Annotated in this window: 15 protein-coding genes; 8 read left to right on the forward strand and 7 right to left on the reverse strand. The window is 68.3% G+C overall.

Features of this window, described 5'->3' with window-relative positions:
* The first annotated feature begins 101 nt into the window (after positions 1–101).
* Entirely contained in the window at positions 102–959 is an 858-nt protein-coding gene (locus NS4_RS15280; RefSeq protein WP_063060192.1) for an SDR family oxidoreductase, read from the forward strand.
* Between the two features lie 45 nt (positions 960–1004).
* On the forward strand, positions 1005–1502 hold the full coding sequence (locus tag NS4_RS15285) for a VOC family protein (protein WP_063060193.1): 498 nt from the start codon (positions 1005–1007) through the stop codon (positions 1500–1502).
* 291 nt (positions 1503–1793) lie between these two features.
* Here NS4_RS15285 and NS4_RS32235 read toward each other — a convergent pair whose 3' ends face one another.
* Complete coding sequence (locus tag NS4_RS32235) at positions 1794–2258, reverse strand: hypothetical protein (protein WP_157106066.1); 465 nt, start codon at positions 2256–2258, stop codon at positions 1794–1796.
* Positions 2259–2817: 559 nt separating this feature from the next.
* On the opposite strand from NS4_RS32235, the gene NS4_RS15295 reads away from it, so the two are divergent.
* From NS4_RS15295 to NS4_RS15305, 3 genes are all read left to right on the forward strand, one after another.
* Positions 2818–3939 carry a class II histone deacetylase gene (locus NS4_RS15295; RefSeq protein ID WP_063060195.1) on the forward strand — a complete coding sequence of 374 codons (1122 nt, stop codon included), beginning with the start codon at positions 2818–2820 and terminating at the stop codon, positions 3937–3939.
* A 180-nt stretch (positions 3940–4119) separates the two neighbouring features.
* Complete coding sequence (locus tag NS4_RS15300; protein WP_063060196.1) at positions 4120–4503, forward strand: nuclear transport factor 2 family protein; 384 nt, start codon at positions 4120–4122, stop codon at positions 4501–4503.
* Between the two features lie 1049 nt (positions 4504–5552).
* The gene (locus NS4_RS15305; RefSeq protein ID WP_063060197.1) at positions 5553–6572 is read left to right on the forward strand and encodes an alpha/beta hydrolase; all 1020 of its coding nucleotides are present in this window, start codon (positions 5553–5555) and stop codon (positions 6570–6572) included.
* A gap of 48 nt (positions 6573–6620) precedes the next feature.
* Here NS4_RS15305 and NS4_RS15310 read toward each other — a convergent pair whose 3' ends face one another.
* From NS4_RS15310 to NS4_RS15330, 5 genes are all read right to left on the reverse strand, one after another.
* The gene (locus NS4_RS15310) at positions 6621–8063 is read right to left on the reverse strand and encodes a wax ester/triacylglycerol synthase family O-acyltransferase (protein WP_063060198.1); all 1443 of its coding nucleotides are present in this window, start codon (positions 8061–8063) and stop codon (positions 6621–6623) included.
* A gap of 608 nt (positions 8064–8671) precedes the next feature.
* Positions 8672–10891, reverse strand: a complete 2220-nt coding sequence (locus NS4_RS15315) for a glycosyltransferase family 39 protein (RefSeq protein WP_063060199.1) — start codon at positions 10889–10891, stop codon at positions 8672–8674.
* Complete coding sequence (locus tag NS4_RS15320) at positions 10888–12141, reverse strand: bifunctional glycosyltransferase family 2/GtrA family protein (protein ID WP_063060200.1); 1254 nt, start codon at positions 12139–12141, stop codon at positions 10888–10890. Before NS4_RS15320 ends, NS4_RS15315 begins: the two co-directional genes overlap by 4 nt.
* Before the next feature lie 347 nt (positions 12142–12488).
* A complete protein-coding gene (thiD, locus tag NS4_RS15325) occupies positions 12489–13328 on the reverse strand; it encodes a bifunctional hydroxymethylpyrimidine kinase/phosphomethylpyrimidine kinase (RefSeq protein WP_063060201.1) in 840 nt (279 codons plus the stop codon).
* An 80-nt stretch (positions 13329–13408) separates the two neighbouring features.
* Positions 13409–13966, reverse strand: a complete 558-nt coding sequence (locus NS4_RS15330; protein WP_063060202.1) for a TetR/AcrR family transcriptional regulator — start codon at positions 13964–13966, stop codon at positions 13409–13411.
* A 40-nt stretch (positions 13967–14006) separates the two neighbouring features.
* Between NS4_RS15330 and NS4_RS15335 the strand changes: the two genes are divergently transcribed.
* Positions 14007–15251 carry a KasA/KasB family beta-ketoacyl-ACP synthase gene (locus tag NS4_RS15335; protein ID WP_084487300.1) on the forward strand — a complete coding sequence of 415 codons (1245 nt, stop codon included), beginning with the start codon at positions 14007–14009 and terminating at the stop codon, positions 15249–15251.
* Between the two features lie 181 nt (positions 15252–15432).
* Here NS4_RS15335 and NS4_RS15340 read toward each other — a convergent pair whose 3' ends face one another.
* Positions 15433–15786 carry a nuclear transport factor 2 family protein gene (locus NS4_RS15340; RefSeq protein ID WP_063060203.1) on the reverse strand — a complete coding sequence of 118 codons (354 nt, stop codon included), beginning with the start codon at positions 15784–15786 and terminating at the stop codon, positions 15433–15435.
* Positions 15787–15903: 117 nt separating this feature from the next.
* Here NS4_RS15340 and NS4_RS15345 point away from each other — a divergent pair, with 117 nt between their 5' ends.
* Both NS4_RS15345 and NS4_RS15350 read left to right on the forward strand, forming a co-directional pair.
* Positions 15904–16683, forward strand: a complete 780-nt coding sequence (locus NS4_RS15345; RefSeq protein ID WP_245665422.1) for a helix-turn-helix domain-containing protein — start codon at positions 15904–15906, stop codon at positions 16681–16683.
* A 123-nt stretch (positions 16684–16806) separates the two neighbouring features.
* The gene (locus NS4_RS15350; RefSeq protein ID WP_063060204.1) at positions 16807–17430 is read left to right on the forward strand and encodes an NAD(P)-dependent oxidoreductase; all 624 of its coding nucleotides are present in this window, start codon (positions 16807–16809) and stop codon (positions 17428–17430) included.
* Positions 17431–17495: the final 65 nt, after the last annotated feature.

A 17495-nucleotide genomic window follows, 5' to 3' on the forward strand; every position in this document is an offset into this window, starting at 1 on the left:
AACCACTGGAGAGCACTTTCTAATAGTTTGCGCTAACTATTTCACCGTGTACCTTGGTGCTGGGTCCACGCACTCGAAGCCCGACCGATAAGGAGTTCGTCATGTTCGTCGTCACCGGTGCCACCGGACAGTTCGGCCGCCTCGCGGTGGAGGCCTTGCTGCAGCGGGGGGTACCGGCCGCGCAGCTCGCGGTGGCCGTCCGCGATACGGCCAAGGCCGCGGGCCTGGCCGCCCGGGGTGTCACGGTGCGCATCGCCGACTACGACCGGCCGGAAACTCTTGTGCCCGCGTTCACCGGTGCCGACAAGCTACTGTTCGTCTCCGCCAACGGCCCCGACGACCTCCGGCGGGCCCAGCACGCCGCCGTGGTCGAGGCCGCGGCCCGGACCGGTGTCGGGCTCGTGGCCTACACCTCGATCGTCGCCGCCGATATCAACCCGCTGGCCCTGGCCAGGGTGCACCGCGACACCGAAGCCCGGCTCAGCGCTGCCGGCCTGCCCACCGTGCTGTTGCGCAACGGCTGGTACACCGAGAATTACACCGCCGGCCTCGCCGACGCCGTGCGGCGCGGCACCCTCGTCGGTGCCGCGGGCCGGGGCGCGATCGCCTCGGCCACCCGCGCCGACCTGGCCGAAGCCGCTGCCATCGTCCTGACCTCCCCCGACGACCAGGCGGGCAAGATCTACGAGCTGACCGGTGATACGGCCTGGACGCTCGACGACCTCGCCGCCGAAGCGGCCGCCGTATCCGGAAAGAGCGTCACCTACACCGATCTCCCCGCCGCCCGGTACGCCGAAATCCTGACCGGCGCGGGTCTTCCCGGATTCCTGGTCGAACTTCTCGTCGACGCCGATACCCGGATCGCCGAGGGCGCACTCGCCACCGTCGCACCCGATCTGGTCGACTTACTGGGCCGGCCCGCCACCTCCCTGCACGACGCCGTCGCCGCCGCGCTCTGACAACTCCGCCCACCATCCCGGTGGTAGACCCAGAAGGGAAGCACCATGGCCGTACGCAGGCTCAACCACGCTGTCCTCTACATCCGCGATCTGGACCGCGCAGTCGACTTCTACACCGCCACCCTGCGGTTCGTCGTCGCCCACCAGGTCCCGGGCAAGGCTGCCTTTCTCCGGGCGCCGGACACCGAGAACGACCACGATCTGGGCTTGTTCGCGCTCGGTGACCGCGCCCCCGGCCCGCACCCCGGTAGCGTCGGCCTCTACCACCTCGCCTGGGAGGTCGGCACCCTCGGTGAACTCGCCGAAGTCGGGCAGCGGCTGCGGTCCCGGGGCGCGCTCGTCGGCGCCTCCGACCATCTGATGTCCAAATCTTTCTACGCGCAAGACCCGGACGGAAACGAGTTCGAGGTGATGTGGCGGGTACCCCGCGCCGACTGGCCCGATACCGAGGACCTGCGGCCCCATCCGCTGGATCTCGACGCGGCGGTCGAGCGCTGGGGCGCGGACCTGGCAACCGGCGCGGCGGCGGGCTCGCCGACCTGATACGCCGCGATTCGCGGGTGCATCCACCTGATGATTCGCGATCGCGGGTGCCCCCACCTGATACGTCGCGGTTTGCGGGTGCCCAGGACCTGATACCGGCAGGTGGACGAAGACGGACGACATCCCCGGTCCATCGCTGATACGCGGCCGACTCCGGTGCGCGAAGGTTCCCGGGCCGATATCCGGCGGGCCGGGGCGGCCGTGCACGGCACTGCCACCGGGTGGGGCCCCGTGCCGACCCGGCGGCAGTGGTCGCGCCGGTCCCGTTACCCCCGGCGACCCGTTCCCGCGCTATCCCGTGGGGCCGTAGTCCTGCACGCCGCCCTGCTGGTCGATAGTGGGATCCTGCTGCTGATCGATGGCGGGTGCCTGCTGGTCGGTGTCGCCGGGCTCCTGTTGGTCGGTGTCGCCCGGCGCTCGTTGGTCGGTGCCGCCCGGTGCCTGTTGGTCGGTGTCACCGGGTGCTTGCTGGTCGGTGTCGCCCGGTGCTTGTTGGTCGGTGTCACCGGGTGCTTGTTGGTCGGTGTCACCGGGTGCCGGCTCGTCTTCTGCCTCGTCCTGGACGGGCAGGCCCAGACCCAGAAGCAGGTCATCGATACCGGGAAGGCCCGGAATACCCAAGAGACCGGGTTGGCTGTCCTGCTGATCGACGGCTCCCTCGGCGGGTTGCGCGGTGGCCGCCGGCGCGGCGAGGGCGACCGCGGCGGGGACGGCCAGTGCGGCGAGCGCGACGGCGGCGGTGTTGCGGATCGACATGTGTAACCCCTTCTCTCTCGGTGATCGGGTGGGAAGTGGTACGCGTGCGGATCGAGCACTTCGGACCATACGGGGAGCCGAGCGCCCTCCGGGGCAGGTCGGTAGAGTCGGCGATTACGCTTGGAGCTATGCAGAAGATCTAGATAAATCTCCAGGTCAGGCATGATTTTCCGCTGTGTAGTGACGTGCGATACCGCTTCGGTGACGCTGTATGCGTTGCGCGGGAGCGGCCACCGGCCCCTCCTCGCGAAGATGGAGAACTTTCGCGCCACCGATGAGTTCTCGCCGCCCGCCTCGTCGGTAGCTGTAGGGGCGGCGGGCCGTAGATCCGAGATACTGGACCGCCGCTCCGCTGTCGGATGTAGGACCGCTGCCCGAAGGCATCATGCGCCCGCTCGCGATGAGCCGGGAGATCTCCGCGGGCAGAAGCTCGACTGCCCGTGTTCCGGTTGCGGCCCCGGCGTGGTTATGGCTCGATGAGTCGGCGCTGTCGATCGACTGCGCTCGGTTTTCCGTCCGCGCTCGCTCGAGCGGGTAGCGGACACCAAGGAGTTCGACCATGACGATCGGATATGTCTGGAACACGGTCTACGGATGGGCCGACACCGGTTCGGGAAGTCTGTTCCCCGCCGATGCGACCGCCGGACTCCAGCCGATAGGTCACCATCTCGCCCACCCCGATACCAAGCGGCGGTTCCACGAACTGGTCGCCGTTTCCGGGTTGCTCGACCGGCTGCAACCGGTGCGGGCGGTTCCGGCCACGGAGGCGGATGTTCTCCGTGTACACACCGCCGAGCATCTGGCCCGGATCAAGGAGGAGAGCCTCCGGCCCAAGGGCGGGGACGCCGGTGACGGATGTTCGCCGTTCGGGCGCGGGGGTTACGAGATCGCGGCGCTGTCCGCCGGCGGTGCGATCCGGCTCGTGGACCAGGTGGTCTCCCGGGCCGTCGAGACCGGTTACGCGTTGGTCAACCCGCCGGGACATCACGCGTACCGGGCCGGTGGGATGGGTTTCTGCATTTTCAACAATGTTTCGATAGCCGCCGCCTACGCCAAGGACGTCCTCGGGCTGGAACGGGTGGCCGTGGTGGATTGGGATGTCCACCACGGCAACGGCACCCAGGAGATCTGGTACAGCGACCCGTCGGTGCTGACGATTTCGCTGCACCAGCATCTGTGCTTCCCGCCGAACTCCGGCTATCCGCAGGAGCGGGGCGCCGGTGCGGGCGAGGGTTTCTCGATCAATATCCCGCTGCCACCGGGCAGCGGTGACGCCGCCTATGTGCACGCCGTGGACCAGGTCGTACTGCCGGCGCTGCGCGGGTTCCGGCCCGAGCTGATCCTGGTGGCCTCCGGTTTCGACGCGAGCATAATGGACCCGTTGGCCCGCCAGATGGTCACCAGTGCCGGATTCGCACAGCTCACCCGCCGCGTGCTCGATGTGGCGGCCGAACTCTGCGAGGGGCGGATCGCGTTCGTCCAGGAGGGTGGATACAGCCCGCACTATGTGCCGTTCTGTGGGCTGGCGGTGCTGCGCGAAATGCTCGGTGACCCCTACGAGCCGGACCCGTACAGCCCGATCGTCTCCACCCAGGGTGGAGATGTGCTCCTGGAGCACGAAGCCGCAGCGATCCGGGCGGCAGTACCGGGCTCGCCCCGGGCAGCGGCCGAGGCGCGGTAGGTCCGGGGCCCGGCGGAAGAAACTCCGCGCCGCCGCCTCGAAACCATTGCTACAGGTCTCGGCTCAGCTGAACGCAGGGCGCTCCGCGATGTTCGGCGCGCCGCGTGCGCATCCACTACTGTGTGCTCGCAGTAATCGAAAACCGTTCCCTGCGCAGGGAACTCAGCGAGGAGTTGGTTGATGACGTCGGTCCGGAAGGCCGTGGAGGACTACTACGAGCACATCGACTCCGGCCGGTTGGCCGATGCCGTGCAGTTGATGACCGATGACGTGAAGCTGACCTTCGCCAATGCCGAACCTGTGACCGGGCGGGAAGCGGCCGCCGCCTCTATCCAGTACGTGCTCGACCAGTGCACCAAGATCCGGCACACCGTCTTCCACTGGATGGAGCCGCAGACGGCCGCGGACGGTACGGCCGAGGTCACTTTCGAGATCCGCATCCACTACTGGCTGAAGAACGGTAAGGAGCTCGATATCCCCGGCGCGGTGTACGCGAGCTTCGACGCGGACACCCAGTGCACCGAGCAGCGCCTCTACGGGGACCTCACCCAGGTGTTCGCCTGAACCTGCCGCATATGGTGCGCTGATACGTCGATGGCTCGGGCCCGTCCGGTCCGAGCCATCGCCATATCAGCGACGATCACCTCCGGCCCATGCGTTTTGCGGCACGTCCGGCACCCGAGTCGCGGAGGGGCGCTCCGCAGTTCATCGCCCGCCGAGGAACCGGCGCGTCTTCCCGATGCGGGTGGCGTGCGCCGTCGATACCGCGGGATACGGCTTGTGATCCGGTCCGGGGCCTAGTGCCGTAACAGGAGCGGGGGCCCGAAGGGTGAGCCAGGTCGGTAGTTTTGGTAAGAGGAGGCGCCCGCCGGCGCCGACTTGTTCTGGCGCGCTTCGGCACAGTACCGGCCCAGACACCGGCGGAGTCCAGCGCATGCGGTGCCGGCTTATCGCTTCCGCGCCGCGCGTTCGGCGATTTCGCCACCGGGCGGCCTGCCGTGTCGTGGACCCCGTGCGTATCCGTCCTCGGGGTTCCGGTGGCGGGCGCAGCGGGTCACGACCGATTGCCAATGAGTTGCCAGCTTTCCGTAACCGGAATTAAGAGGAATTTCTTGCGGTAAAACTGGTCGCTTGATATGTTGCCTGGGTCACTGCCAGATACCGCGGCCGTGACCGTCCTCCCCGGCTGTGGGCCGTATCCGTGAGGACGTCTGCACCCTCTCGAGGAGTTTCACTATGGGTTCGATGGGCGATCTGCTCACCGCGTTGATTCCGGCACTCGGTTCGGCCGTCGCAGGTGACGGCCTCCTGGATGTCTTCCTCGGTTCCCTGCAGGGAATCATCGCCTGATCCGGCAAAAGGCAAACCCACTTTCATCGAAATTCCACGCGGATTTTCGATAATTCAGCACTAAGGAGCACGACATGGGATCCCTCATGGACATTCTGGGCATGGGCACCGCCAGCGCCGGAGGTATCGGTACGAATATCGTCAACGCGCTGATCACCCTGAGCGGGGGCACCCCCGCCGCCGGTAAATAATTCGACGGTCGCATATGGGGTCCGCCCGATCGCGACGGGTGGACCCCGTGCTCGAAAGCCACGTGTAGGTTCATGATTCCACGACGCAGGAGATGGCCGGTATATCTGCCGGCGATACTGTTCGTTCTCGCCCTCGGCGCGGCACCGCGCGCCGCCGCCACACCGGAAGCGCACATTGTTTCGGTCGAGCCCGGCACCGGGCGATCGGTCGAGGTCACGGTGTATTCACCGGCCATGCGGCGTGATATCGGTCTGCAGATCCTGCGTCCGGCCGATACCGGCACTCCCGCGCCGACGCTCTACCTGCTCAACGGTGCCGGCGGCGGCGAGGACGCCGCGACCTGGTCCGCGCAGACCGACGTATCCGATTTCTTCGCCGACGAACACGTCAATGTGGTGATCCCCCGGGAGGGGGCCTTCAGCTACTACACCGACTGGCAGCAGGCGGATGCCGGCCTGGCCGCGAAACTGGGCAACAACGGCCGGAACATGTGGGCGACCTTCCTCACCGAGGAACTACCGCCCGTGGTCGATTCCGCGTTCAATACCACGGGCCGGAACGCGATCGCGGGAATCTCGATGGCCGCGACCTCGGTACTCGACCTCACCATCCGCGCGCCCCACCTCTACAGCGCGGCGGCGGCGTACAGCGGATGCGCGATGACCAGCGATCTTCTCGGTCAGGCGTTCGTCACGCTGGTGGTGAGTCTGGGCGGCGGCGATGCCGAGAACATGTGGGGCCCGACCGGCGGCCCGGGGTGGCGTGAACACGACCCCTACCTGCAGGCCCACCGGCTCCCCGCTATCCCGATGTACATCACCAGCGGCACCGGGCTGGCCGGGCGATACGACAGCGCCGACGATCCGCGGCTCGACGGAAATCAGCGAATGCTGTGGAACCAGCTGCTCATCGGTGGCGGAATCGAGGCCGCGGCCGACTATTGCACCCGGGCGCTCCAGCGCCGCACCCAGGAGCTCGGCCGAACCGATATCGTCTACGATCTCCGTCCTTCCGGCACCCATTCCTGGGGGTACTGGCAAGACGATCTGCACCGATCCTGGCCGCTGCTGGCCGGTGCACTGACCTCCTGAACCCTTCGCGGCCGGGCCCCGCCGGTATCCGGCGGGGCCCGCGGCGCGTCAGTCCAGGGCTTGCACCAGCGCGCGGAACGATTCCCGCAGCAGCTCCCGGTAGCGGGCGGGGTCCGGCATCATCGCCTTGTCGACGCTGAAGGTGAGCACTAACTCCTCGCCCTGTGCCGAGATCAGATGCCGCAAACCGTCACCGTCCATCGGCGGCAGGACACCGAACACCCGCAGCAGCGGGGCGCCGCGGAAGGTCAGCCCGGCACCCAGCGGCGGAACATTGCTGATCGTGGTGTTGTGCAGCGGAACCGAGGACAGATCGGCGAACGAGCGATGTGCCCGCGCCCGGCCCGCCGCTCGCAACAACCACGCCGGCGCGGTCTCGACCCGCGCGGCGTGCCGGAGTACCGCCGGATCGCTGTGCCGGCGCCGCTCCCGGCGCACCGACTCACCGATCGCCGACAATCGCGCTCGTGGATCGCGGTGGCCGGTGTGCAGATCGACCGTCATCTGGCACAGCTGGTTCGCCGAATTCCATTGCGCGATACCGCGCATCGACATCGGAACCATCGCCGCCAGCCCGTCCGCTGGCGTCTCACCCTTTTCGTCCAGGTAGGCGGCGAGCGCGCCGGAGACCACGGTCAGCATGACATCGTTGACTGTGACGCGTTCGGCGCACCGGGCGCGCAATGCCGTCACCTCGGACAGCGGCAGGTACACCTGCTCCATCAGTACGGTCGGGCCGATCGCGCGGTTGAAGCGGGTCGCGGGACGTACGGGTATCGGCTCGTGTAGCAGCCCCGCCTCGATCCGGGCCCGCGCCGCGGCGTTCGCCGCCCGGGTACGCGACAGTCCCCTTGCGAAGTGGCCGATACGGTAGGGAAACAGCACGGCGGCACGTAATGTCGCCGCCGATCTCGACCACTGGTTCGCCGTCGGTGCGGCCGGCGCCTCCCGGCCGCCGAAGAGTTCCAGTTCGAGCTTCCGGGTCGCCATACCGTCGCAGGCGCTGTGATGGAATTTCAGTGCGACGACCGTGGCGTCTCCCGGGATCTCCGGAACAGCGCGGACTCTGTCGAACACCTGGATCTGCCACGGCGGTCGAGTGAGATCCATACGTGCCATGGCCATCTCCGCGAGCCGGGCTCGCACGGTGTCCCAGTCGGCTCCCGACGGCCCGGCCACCACATGCTCGGCGATATCGAGCGCCGGATCGGGAACCCAGTACGGCAGGTCCAGATCCATTGGGACACGCCGCAATCGCCGCTGGAACAGGGGCGCGAAACCCAGCCGCGCCCGAGCCCAATCCCGCAGCGCGTCGGTATCCACCGGTTGGGCCCCGGCGGCGTCGAAAACATAGACCGCAACGATATTGGACGGGTGCCGCTCGGTTTCGTCGTAGACGAACACCGCGTCGCGGGGCGCCAACTGCTGTTTCGCCACAATGCCTGCGGGCTTTCTCGCGGCGAGTACTCCACTGTTCCCGTATATCACCATGTTTCCTGCCGGGCGGTACCGATATGAAGAATTGCCTGGTCGTGACAGGCAGCTTGGTCGATCCTAACGGTCCGGCGCGCGGTGTCCAGGGGAATGCGTCTGTCAGGAACGCCGAAATTTCAGAACCTGGTGAATTATCGGCAATGCGCGGGCACGTACCACTCGGATTTTTTCTCTGTCTCGGACGGCCTGTCGGTTGGTGCAGTGCGGCCGGTTTTCGGAATGGAGTTACTTCTCCGCTTCCGGGGCATTATCTCGTTCGCCGGGCGGCGCGAGACCGGTCGGTGCCGCCCGTCGGAGTCGTCACTCCAACGGCGGACGGAGAACCTCGCATAATAGCGGAGAAGAATCAATCTGAGCTGGTCGCCGGATATTTGCCCGAGACGGTGTCTGATCGTGGGAACATCTGTGCCACAGCCTGATTCCGACCGGTAGCGCAGGACGTCGCCTGCTGGGCCCGGTGCGCGAGGTCCGACTCGGACAACCGAGTCCGGCAGTGGCGCTACGGCGCGTCCGCTCGGTGTCCCTCCCGGCCCGAGCGGCACGGCGAGTCGGAACGCTGCCGGCCCGTCCCGATACGGACCGGGCCGGCAGTGTTCAGTGCCGGCTCACTTCGGCGCGGTGAGATCGTAGAGCGTGACCCCGTCCACCTCTTTCGCGGTGAAGTTGTCCGCGACCCACTGGGATATCGCGGAGGTCGTGCCCTGCCGGCCGCCCGGTCCGGATCCGCCACCGATGAAGTAGTGGATCTGCCCGGAGGCCACGTATTGCTGGAACTGCTCCAGCGTGGGGGAGGGGTCGCTGCCGTTGAACCCGCCGATCGGCATGATCGGCAGCTCGGTGGCCAGCTGATATCCGGCGGCGCCGTTGGAGGAGATGGCGGCCGCCGCCCAGGTGTAGGCGTCGCCGTTCTCCCGCAGCAACGCCACCAGCGCATCGCTGGGACTGCTCGCGTTCAGGAATCCGCCGCCGGGCCCGCCCCGGCGATTGCCGTCACGTCCACCGTCGCCGCCGATCGCGCCGCCTCCGGGCCCGGTCCCGCCGGCGATCATCCCGGGCAGGCCGCCCGGCCCGCCGTTCATACCGGGTATCCCACCCGGACTGCCGTCGATATTCGGCAGACCCGCCGGCCCCCCTGGAAATCCGCCGGTGCCGTCGTTCGTGCCGGACATCTCGTCGGGGTTTCCGGTCGTGCCGGGCATCCCGCCTGGATTGCCGTTCATGCCGGGCATCCCGCCGGGATTACCGTCGATACCCGCCATCCCGCCCGGACCACCGTCCATTCCGGCGGGGAATCCCGGCATCTCGCCACCCATACCGGGCGGTCGCATACCGCCGAACATCCCCGTGTTCGGCCCGGCGGTCGGAATCGAGCCGGCGTGGCCGGTGTTCAGCGTGTCCACCGTGTAGGCGACCGGTCCGGCCAGACCCACCGCCGCGGCGAGCACGGCAGCCGCCGCGGTCGCTCGGCCGGGCAGCGGTGCGAGGAGCGCGGCCGTCGCGACGATACCTCCGGCCAGTACCGCCCACCGCAACCACGGCAGGAAGTCCGCACTGCGTGAGAGCAACATCCAGGCTGTGGCGGTGGTCAGGCCGACCGCGAGCGCGGCCGCTGCCCTCACCCACCACCGGGACCGTTCGCGCCAGAACAGCACCGCGCCGATACCCACCAACGCACCGACGGCCGGGGCCAGCGCCACCGTGTAGTACTGGTGGAAGATCCCGGCCATGAAGCTGAACACGAGCCCGGTGACCAGCAGCCAGCCACCCCACAGCAGCACCTGCGCGCGGGGACCGTCGGTACGGGCCGCCCGGCCGCGCAGCAGCAGTCCGGCGACCAGCGCGACCAGCGCCGCGGGGATCAGCCAGGCGATCTGCCCGCCCTGCATCTGGTCGAACATCCGGGTTATCCCGGTCCGGCCCCACATACCGTTACCGCCGGGTGGTAGTTCGCCGCCCGGGCGGACACTGCCGGTCTCGTTACCGTTCAACCGACCCAGCCCGTTGTAGCCGAGGGTCAGTTCGATGATCGAATTGTTCTGCGAACCACCGATGTAGGGGCGCGAATCGGCCGGCCACAATTCCACGGCCAGAATCCACCAGCCCGCGGCCACCACCATGGCGGCACCGGCGGCGAACAGCTGCGCGATACGTTTGCCGAGTCGCGGCGGTCCCGCGAACAGATAGACCAGAGCGAGGGCGGGCACCACCAGCACGACCTGCAGCTGTTTGGCCAGGAATCCGAACCCGATGAAGGTCCCGGTGAGTACCAACCAGCGCCAGCGCCCGTCGTCCAGCGCGCGCATCATCGCCCACACCGCGGCGACCATCAGCAACACCAGCAGCGCGTCCGGATTGTTGAACCGGAACATCAGGGCGAACACCGGGGTCACCGCCGCTGTCAGCCCGGCGATCAACCCCGCCGCCGGGCCGAACGAACGCCGCACGATCGCCCGGACCAGCGCCACCGTCGCCACCCCCAGCAGCACCTGAGGAACGAGGATGCTCCAGCTGCTCAAACCGAACAGGCGCACCGACAGCTCCATGAGCCACAACGACGCGGGTGCCTTGTCCACGGTGATGGAGTTCGCGGCATCGGAAGAACCGAAGAAGAACGCCTTCCACGACACCGAACCCGCCTGGATGGCGGCGGAGTAGAAGGAGTTGGCCCAGCCGTTGGCACTCAGGTTGTACAGGTAGGAGAGTCCGGTGGCGAGCAGCAGCGCCGCCAGCGCGGGGTACTCCCAGCGGTTCGCGCGCGCCGGTCCGGGAGCGGTCGTGCCGACCGGGGGCGCCCCGGTTCCGGGAGGAGTCGCGGTCACCGTCATCGCACGACCTGCTCGGCTACCGGTGCGGGGCGGCCGCTCTCACGGAACACCCAGCGCAGCCCGACGAACCGCATGAGAGTGGCGATCAGGTTCGCGACGACCAGGACGAACAACTCCAGCTGCACCGGTGCGCCGGGCGCCCAGTGGTGCAGGGCGAACAGGGAGCCGCTGGTCACCAGCAACCCGAAACCGAAGATCAGCAGACCCTGGAACTGGTGCGACACCATCCCGCTCTGCCCGCGCACCCCGAAGGTGAACGCCCGGTTTGCGGCGGTATTGCCGACCGCGGTGATCAACAGGGCCGTGAAATTGGCGACCTGCGCACCGGCCATCGGTTGCAGCAGCAGGTAGAGCAGCATGTAGGCGAGGGTGGAGCCGACCCCGACCAGTGCGAACCGCACCAGCTGGCCGACCATGCCGAGCGGCACCCCGGGTACCAGCGGCTCGCGGCCCACCGCCGCGCGGAGCTCGGCCAGCGGGAGCGATCCGGTGGCCAGCGCGCGGCCCATCCGCCAGATGCCGCGCAGATCCTTGTAGGCGGTATCGACGATATCGACGCGACTGTCGAGGTCGTCGATCCAATCCACCGGCACCTCGTGGATCCGCAGCCCGGCACGTTCGGCGATGACCAGCAGTTCGGTGTCGAAGAACCACTCCACGTCCTCGACCAGCGGCAACAGTTTGCGCGCCACCTCGGCGCGCATGGCCTTGAAACCGCACTGGGCGTCGGAGAAATGCGCTCGCAGCGTTGCTTTCAGCAGCAGGTTGTAGCAGCGGGAGATGAATTCGCGCTTCGGTCCGCGCACCACCCGGGACCCGGAGCCCAGCCGGGTGCCGATCGCCAGATCCGAATGACCGGAGACCAGCGGTGCGACCAGCGGCAGCAGCGCGTTCAGATCGGTGGAGAGGTCGACATCCATATACGCGACGACCTGCGCGTCCGAACCCTGCCACACCGTGCGCAGCGCCCGTCCGCGACCTTTGGCGTCGAGGTGGACCACCCGGACGCCGTCCAGTTCATCGGCGAGGAGTTGCGCCACCGCCAGCGTGGAATCGGTGCTGGCGTTGTCGGCGACAGTGATCCGCGCCGGAAACGGGAACCCGCGGTCGAGATAGTCGCGAAGTCGGCGCACACACACGCCGAGATCGGTTTCTTCGTTGTACACGGGAACGACCACATCCAGCACCGGCGGCGCCGCGGTGTGTTCCCTGAGGTCCGCCGCTGCGGCGAGGGTCACGGTCTCGGTCATGTGGACCAGAGTCGGTGGGCGGGCTGGGGCCCGGCTCCAGCCAACCTGGGAGGTAGCTGTGTACCTCGCTCCGCCGGGCCCGGACCTTCACGCTCCCGGCCGGGAGCACCGACCGTCCCCGCACGGCACTGCCGGTGCCCGGTGGACGCCCGGCCGCGAATGCCGGCGGCGGCCATCGGCCCGGCCGATGGTGAGCGCTGACCAGGCGGGAAGGCGGCGCGCCGGGGCCGACCCGTCCGGTGTCACTGAGCGAACGTCGTTGTTCCGGTCTCCACTCCGTTGTGGGGATGTTCGTGACACCTCGAGTATGGACCCGCCCACCGACAGGTTCGCCGACTCGGCCGACGTCAGCTCAGCCGCCACAGCGGGGAGACCGGACCGTGGCCTTTACCCAGGTCATAGGCGGCTTCCAGGCTGCGCCGGGTCCATTCCTTGGCGAATTCGAAGGCGTCGGGGACCGAATAGCCGTGGGCCAGCGCGCAGGCCAGTGCCGCGGCGAGGGTGTCGCCGCCGCCGTGATCATTGCCGGTCTCGATACGCGGGGCGGAGAACTCCAAGAACTGGTTGCCGTCGAACAGCAGATCGGTGCTCTGCGCCGAGGTGCGCAGATGGCCGCCCTTCACCACCACCCAGCGCGGTCCGAGCCCGTGCAGCGCCTCGGCCGCGCGGCGCGCGGACCCCGCGTCGGTGACCTCCACCCCGGTCAGCAACCGGACCTCGTCCAGATTCGGAGTGACGATGGTGGCCAGGGGGAACAGCGTGTATCGCACGGCGTCGAGCGCTTCGGTGTGCAGCAGCGGATCGCCATGCATGGAGGCCGCGACAGGGTCGACCACCAGCGGCACCCCGGCGTCGTGCCCGATGCCGACCTCCCGGCAGACCCCCGCCACGGCCTCGATGATGTCACCGGAGGCGAGCATGCCCGTCTTCGCGGCGCCGATACCGATATCGCCGACCACCGAGCGCACCTGGTCCGCGACCACCTGCGGGGGAATCTCGTGGAACCCGCTCACGCCCACCGTGTTCTGCACGGTCACCGCGGCCACCGCCACCAGTGCGTGCACTCCGCACAGGGCCATGGTCCGGGTATCGGCCTGGATTCCGGCCCCGCCTCCCGAATCGGTCCCGGCGATGGTGAGCACCCGGACCGGCGTCTGTCCCGGGGGTGTCAACGGCAACAATCTCACGCGGTCACCCTACGTGGGCGGGGTTCGCGCCCGGGTGGGTGTCTCGAGTCGGCAGGCGTAGGACCCAGGTTTCCGGCGGGTCAGCGGATGGTGTGGTCGATGAGCCGGCGGGCCGCCCGGTCGGTGCGTTCGATATCGCCGGTGATGAGCCGGTCCTGCAGGATGCCGCGCAACCCGGAAACCAGCACCGTCGCCACCACTTCGGGTTCGTCGTCCGGGTTCAGTGCGCGCAGGCCCGCGGTGAGGGCGGTGACGAATGCCGCCGTGGCCTTGTCGGCGTAGCCCGCGTAGGGGCCGTGGGGTGCGCAGGCCGCGCCGAGGACCTGGAGCATCACCCGCACACTGACCGATCCCGAGCCGGTGGTGTTCGAACGCCAGAAATCCCACAGCCGTTCCCGCAGCGCGGCGGCGTCGTGTACTTCGGCGAACACGGCCGTGAGATCCGGGCGATGGGTCGCCAGGGCCTGGACCAGCAGTTCTTCTTTGGTGCCGAAGTAGTAGATCAGCATCCGGGAACTGGTGCCCAGGGCGGCGGCCAAGGGGCGCAGCGAGAGGTCCGCGAGGCCGCGTTCGGCGATATAGCGCACCACGGCATCGAGGATCTCGGCGCGTTTGGCGTGGTCGAGTGGGCGGGCCATGGGTTGACTGTAGCGAACGCTACAGGTATTCATTGACCCCGTGACTGTACCGATCGCTTCAGAAACTCCGGCGGCGGCGCAGGTGGTCGTCACCGGGTACGCGGGCGCCACCTCGATCGCCGGGGATATGGACGAGACCTGGTCGGGGCTGCTGGACGGCCGGACCGGTATCACCACCCTCGACGACGATTTCGTCGCCGAATACGACCTGCCCGTACGTATCGGAGGCAAGCTCGCCGCGCATCCGGGTGCGCAGCTCACCCGGGTCGAACAACGCAGGCACTCCTACGTCGAACAGCTCGCCCTGGTGCTCGGACGGCAGGTCTGGTGCGCGGCGGGCCGGCCGGAGGTGGAGGGTGAACGGCTCGCGGTGAGTATCGGCACCGGGCTGGGCGGCGGCGACGCGCTCATCGACGCGGTCGACGCGATGCGCGCCGGTGGCTACCGCAAGGTTTCGCCCATGTCGGTGCCCATGGTCATGCCCAACGGCCCGGCGGCGGCAGTCGGCCTGGAAATCGGCGCGAAGGCAGGAGTTTTCGCGCCGGTCTCGGCGTGCTCGTCCGGTACCGAGGCCGTCGCGCAGGCCTGGCGGCTGATCGCCACCGGCGAGGCGGATGTAGTGGTGGCCGGTGGCGTCGAAGGTCATATCCACGCCGTGCCGATCGCCGGTTTCGCCATGATGCGGGCGATGAGCACCCGCAACGACGATCCCGCCGCTGCCTCGCGGCCGTTCGACCGGGACCGGGACGGTTTCGTCTTCGGTGAAGCGGGTGCGCTGCTGGTCCTGGAATCGGAGCGGCACGCCCGCGCCCGCGGTGCCCGCATCCACGCCCGGGTGCTCGGCGCCGGAATAACCTCCGACGCCTATCACATCGTCGCTTCGGATCCGGCGGGCGAGGGCGCGGCGCGCGCCATGCGCAAGGCGATCGCCGTCGCGGGACTGGCGCCCGCCGATATCGGGCATGTCAACGCACACGCCACTTCGACCTCCATCGGTGACGCCTCGGAGGCGGCCGCGATCGAGGCGGTCACACCCGACGCCTCGGTCTACGCGCCCAAATCCGCGCTCGGACATTCCATCGGCGCGGTCGGCGCCCTGGAAACCGTCCTCACCGCGCTCACCCTCCGGGAGCAGGTCGTACCGCCCACCCTCAACCTCGAGAATCCCGATGCGGACCTGGATATCGTGCACGGCCGCGCCCGGCCGCAGCGGATCGAGTACGCGCTGACGAATTCGTTCGGGTTCGGCGGTCACAATGTGACGCTGGCGCTGGGCCGCGCCTGACGCGGCGACCGGCGCAAGCACGACCGGGCTGCGATGACCGATTCCCGAGCCCCTCGGCATCCGGGGGCGGACGCATTTCGTCGCGTCCGGCCCCGGACCCGTCACCGCGGAAGGCCGGGTCGGCACAGGTGTAGCCGAGTAGGCTCCCGGCCGCAACCGGCGCCGGACCGACCGTCCGGGATCAGCCCGGCACCTTGTCCAGGAAGCCCAGCACCGTTTCGATGCGGCCCTGCTCGTCGGTGACCAGAACGTCGAAACCGATGATCACCGGCTCGGCACCCGCGGGCCCCAGGCCCCACTGGAACCGGACCTGGCGGTGGTGGGCATCCGGTTCTCCGACCGGGGTGAACACGAATCCGGGGAACTGCTCGTGCACCGCGCCGATGGTCGCGCCGATCGCGTCGAGACCGGCCGCCTCGGCCAGCGGATCGATATAGGACGCTTCCGGGGCCCAGTGCGTATTCAGCAGTTCTTTCCGGGCGGCCGCGTCGGTGGTGTTCCAGGTCTGCAGGTAGGCGGTGACGGTGTCTTTCATCAAAGTTCCTTCCGGGGTTGTGTGAACCAGGTGCCATAAGCATCACCGGGATCGGCGGCCCCGACGATTACCTCGGAGGTAATGGGATCGGTTACTGCGGCGGCTACGATTTCGGATGTGGTGATCACGGATACCGAACCCTCGGTCGGCGGCCTGCTGCGGTCCTGGCGGGAGCGGCGCCGGCTGAGTCAGTTGCAGCTCGCGTCACAGGCCGAGGTGTCCACCCGCCATCTCAGTTTCGTCGAGACCGGCCGTTCCCGGCCCACTCGGGAGATGGTCGAACGCCTGGCCGGGCACCTGGACGTCCCACTGCGCGAACGCAACGAACTGCTGCTCGCGGCCGGTTACGCGCCGAGCTACGGCCAGCGCGAGGTGGACGCACCGGAACTGCGGTCGGTGATGGACGCCTTCCGGATCCTGCTCGACGCGCACCTTCCGCATCCGGCTCTGGTACTGGACCGGTGCTGGGATGTGGTCGACCGCAATACCGCCACCGACGCGCTGCTCGACGGTTGTGCCCCCGAACTGCTGGAACCGCCGGTCAATGCCATCCGTATCTCACTGCACCCCGGCGGCCTGGCGCCCCGGATCCGCAACCTCGGACAGTGGCGCAACCATCTGCTCGGCCAGGTGCGCGGCCGGTTGGAAGCCACCGGCGACGGCCGGCTGAAAGCGCTGCTCGACGAGGTATCCGCCTATCCGTGCCACGACGGTGGCGCCCGGGCGCGCACCGATGTGGTGGTGCCGTTGCAGTTGCGGGTGGGGGAGGCGGAGCTCTCCTTCTTCAGCATCACCGCCTCGGCCCTCTCGGCCACCGACGTCACCATCGACGAACTCCATATCGAAGCCTTCTACCCCGCCGACGAAGCGACGGCCCGGCTGTTCCGAACCGGCTGAGCCACAGCCAATAGCCGTAGACGCTCGCTTATGCAGACGAGCGTACGAGCCATGGTTCGTCTCGCATTCGCTTGCTGTACTGGATTCAGCCACAAGGCAACGGATTTCGAGTCAGGAGCAATCATGCGAATCGCGGTTTTCGGAGCGACCGGCACCGTCGGACAGCACATCGTCGAGCAGGCGCTGGCGCGCGGATACGAGGTCACCGCGCTGACCCGCGACGCCGGCCGGATCGCCCGCACCCACGAACACCTGCACATCGTGGAAGGTGATGTGCTCGACCCGGGGGCGGTCGAGCGCGTCGTCTACGGCCAGGACGCCGTACTGGTGGCACTGGGCAACGGGCGCAAGGGCGTGGTACGGGCGGAGGGCACCCGCACGATCATCGAGGCAATGAACCGCACCGGTGTGAAACGGTTGATCTGCCAGTCCACGCTGGGCGCCGGTGACAGCCGCGCCAATCTGAACTTCGTCTGGAAGTACGTCATGTTCGGTCTGCTGCTGCGCCCGGCCTACGCCGACCACCAGCAGCAGGAGTCCTATGTCCGGGCCAGTGATCTGGAGTGGACCATCGTGCGGCCCAGCGCCTTCACCGACGGCCCCCGCACCGGGGCCTACCGGCGGGGTTTCGGTGTGGACGAGACCGGGCTGAGTCTGAAGATCTCCCGCGCCGATATCGCGGAGTTCCTGCTCGACCAGATCACCGACCGCACCTATGTGCACCGTGCGCCCGGGATCTCCAACTGAGAAGACGAAGGAGGCTTCGACGCAAAGGTGCCACGGCCGGCGGGCTCCGGTTCCGCTATCGGAGT

It is taken from the genome of Nocardia sienata NBRC 100364, assembly GCF_001613205.1.
Classification (GTDB): Bacteria; Actinomycetota; Actinomycetes; order Mycobacteriales; family Mycobacteriaceae; genus Nocardia; species Nocardia sienata.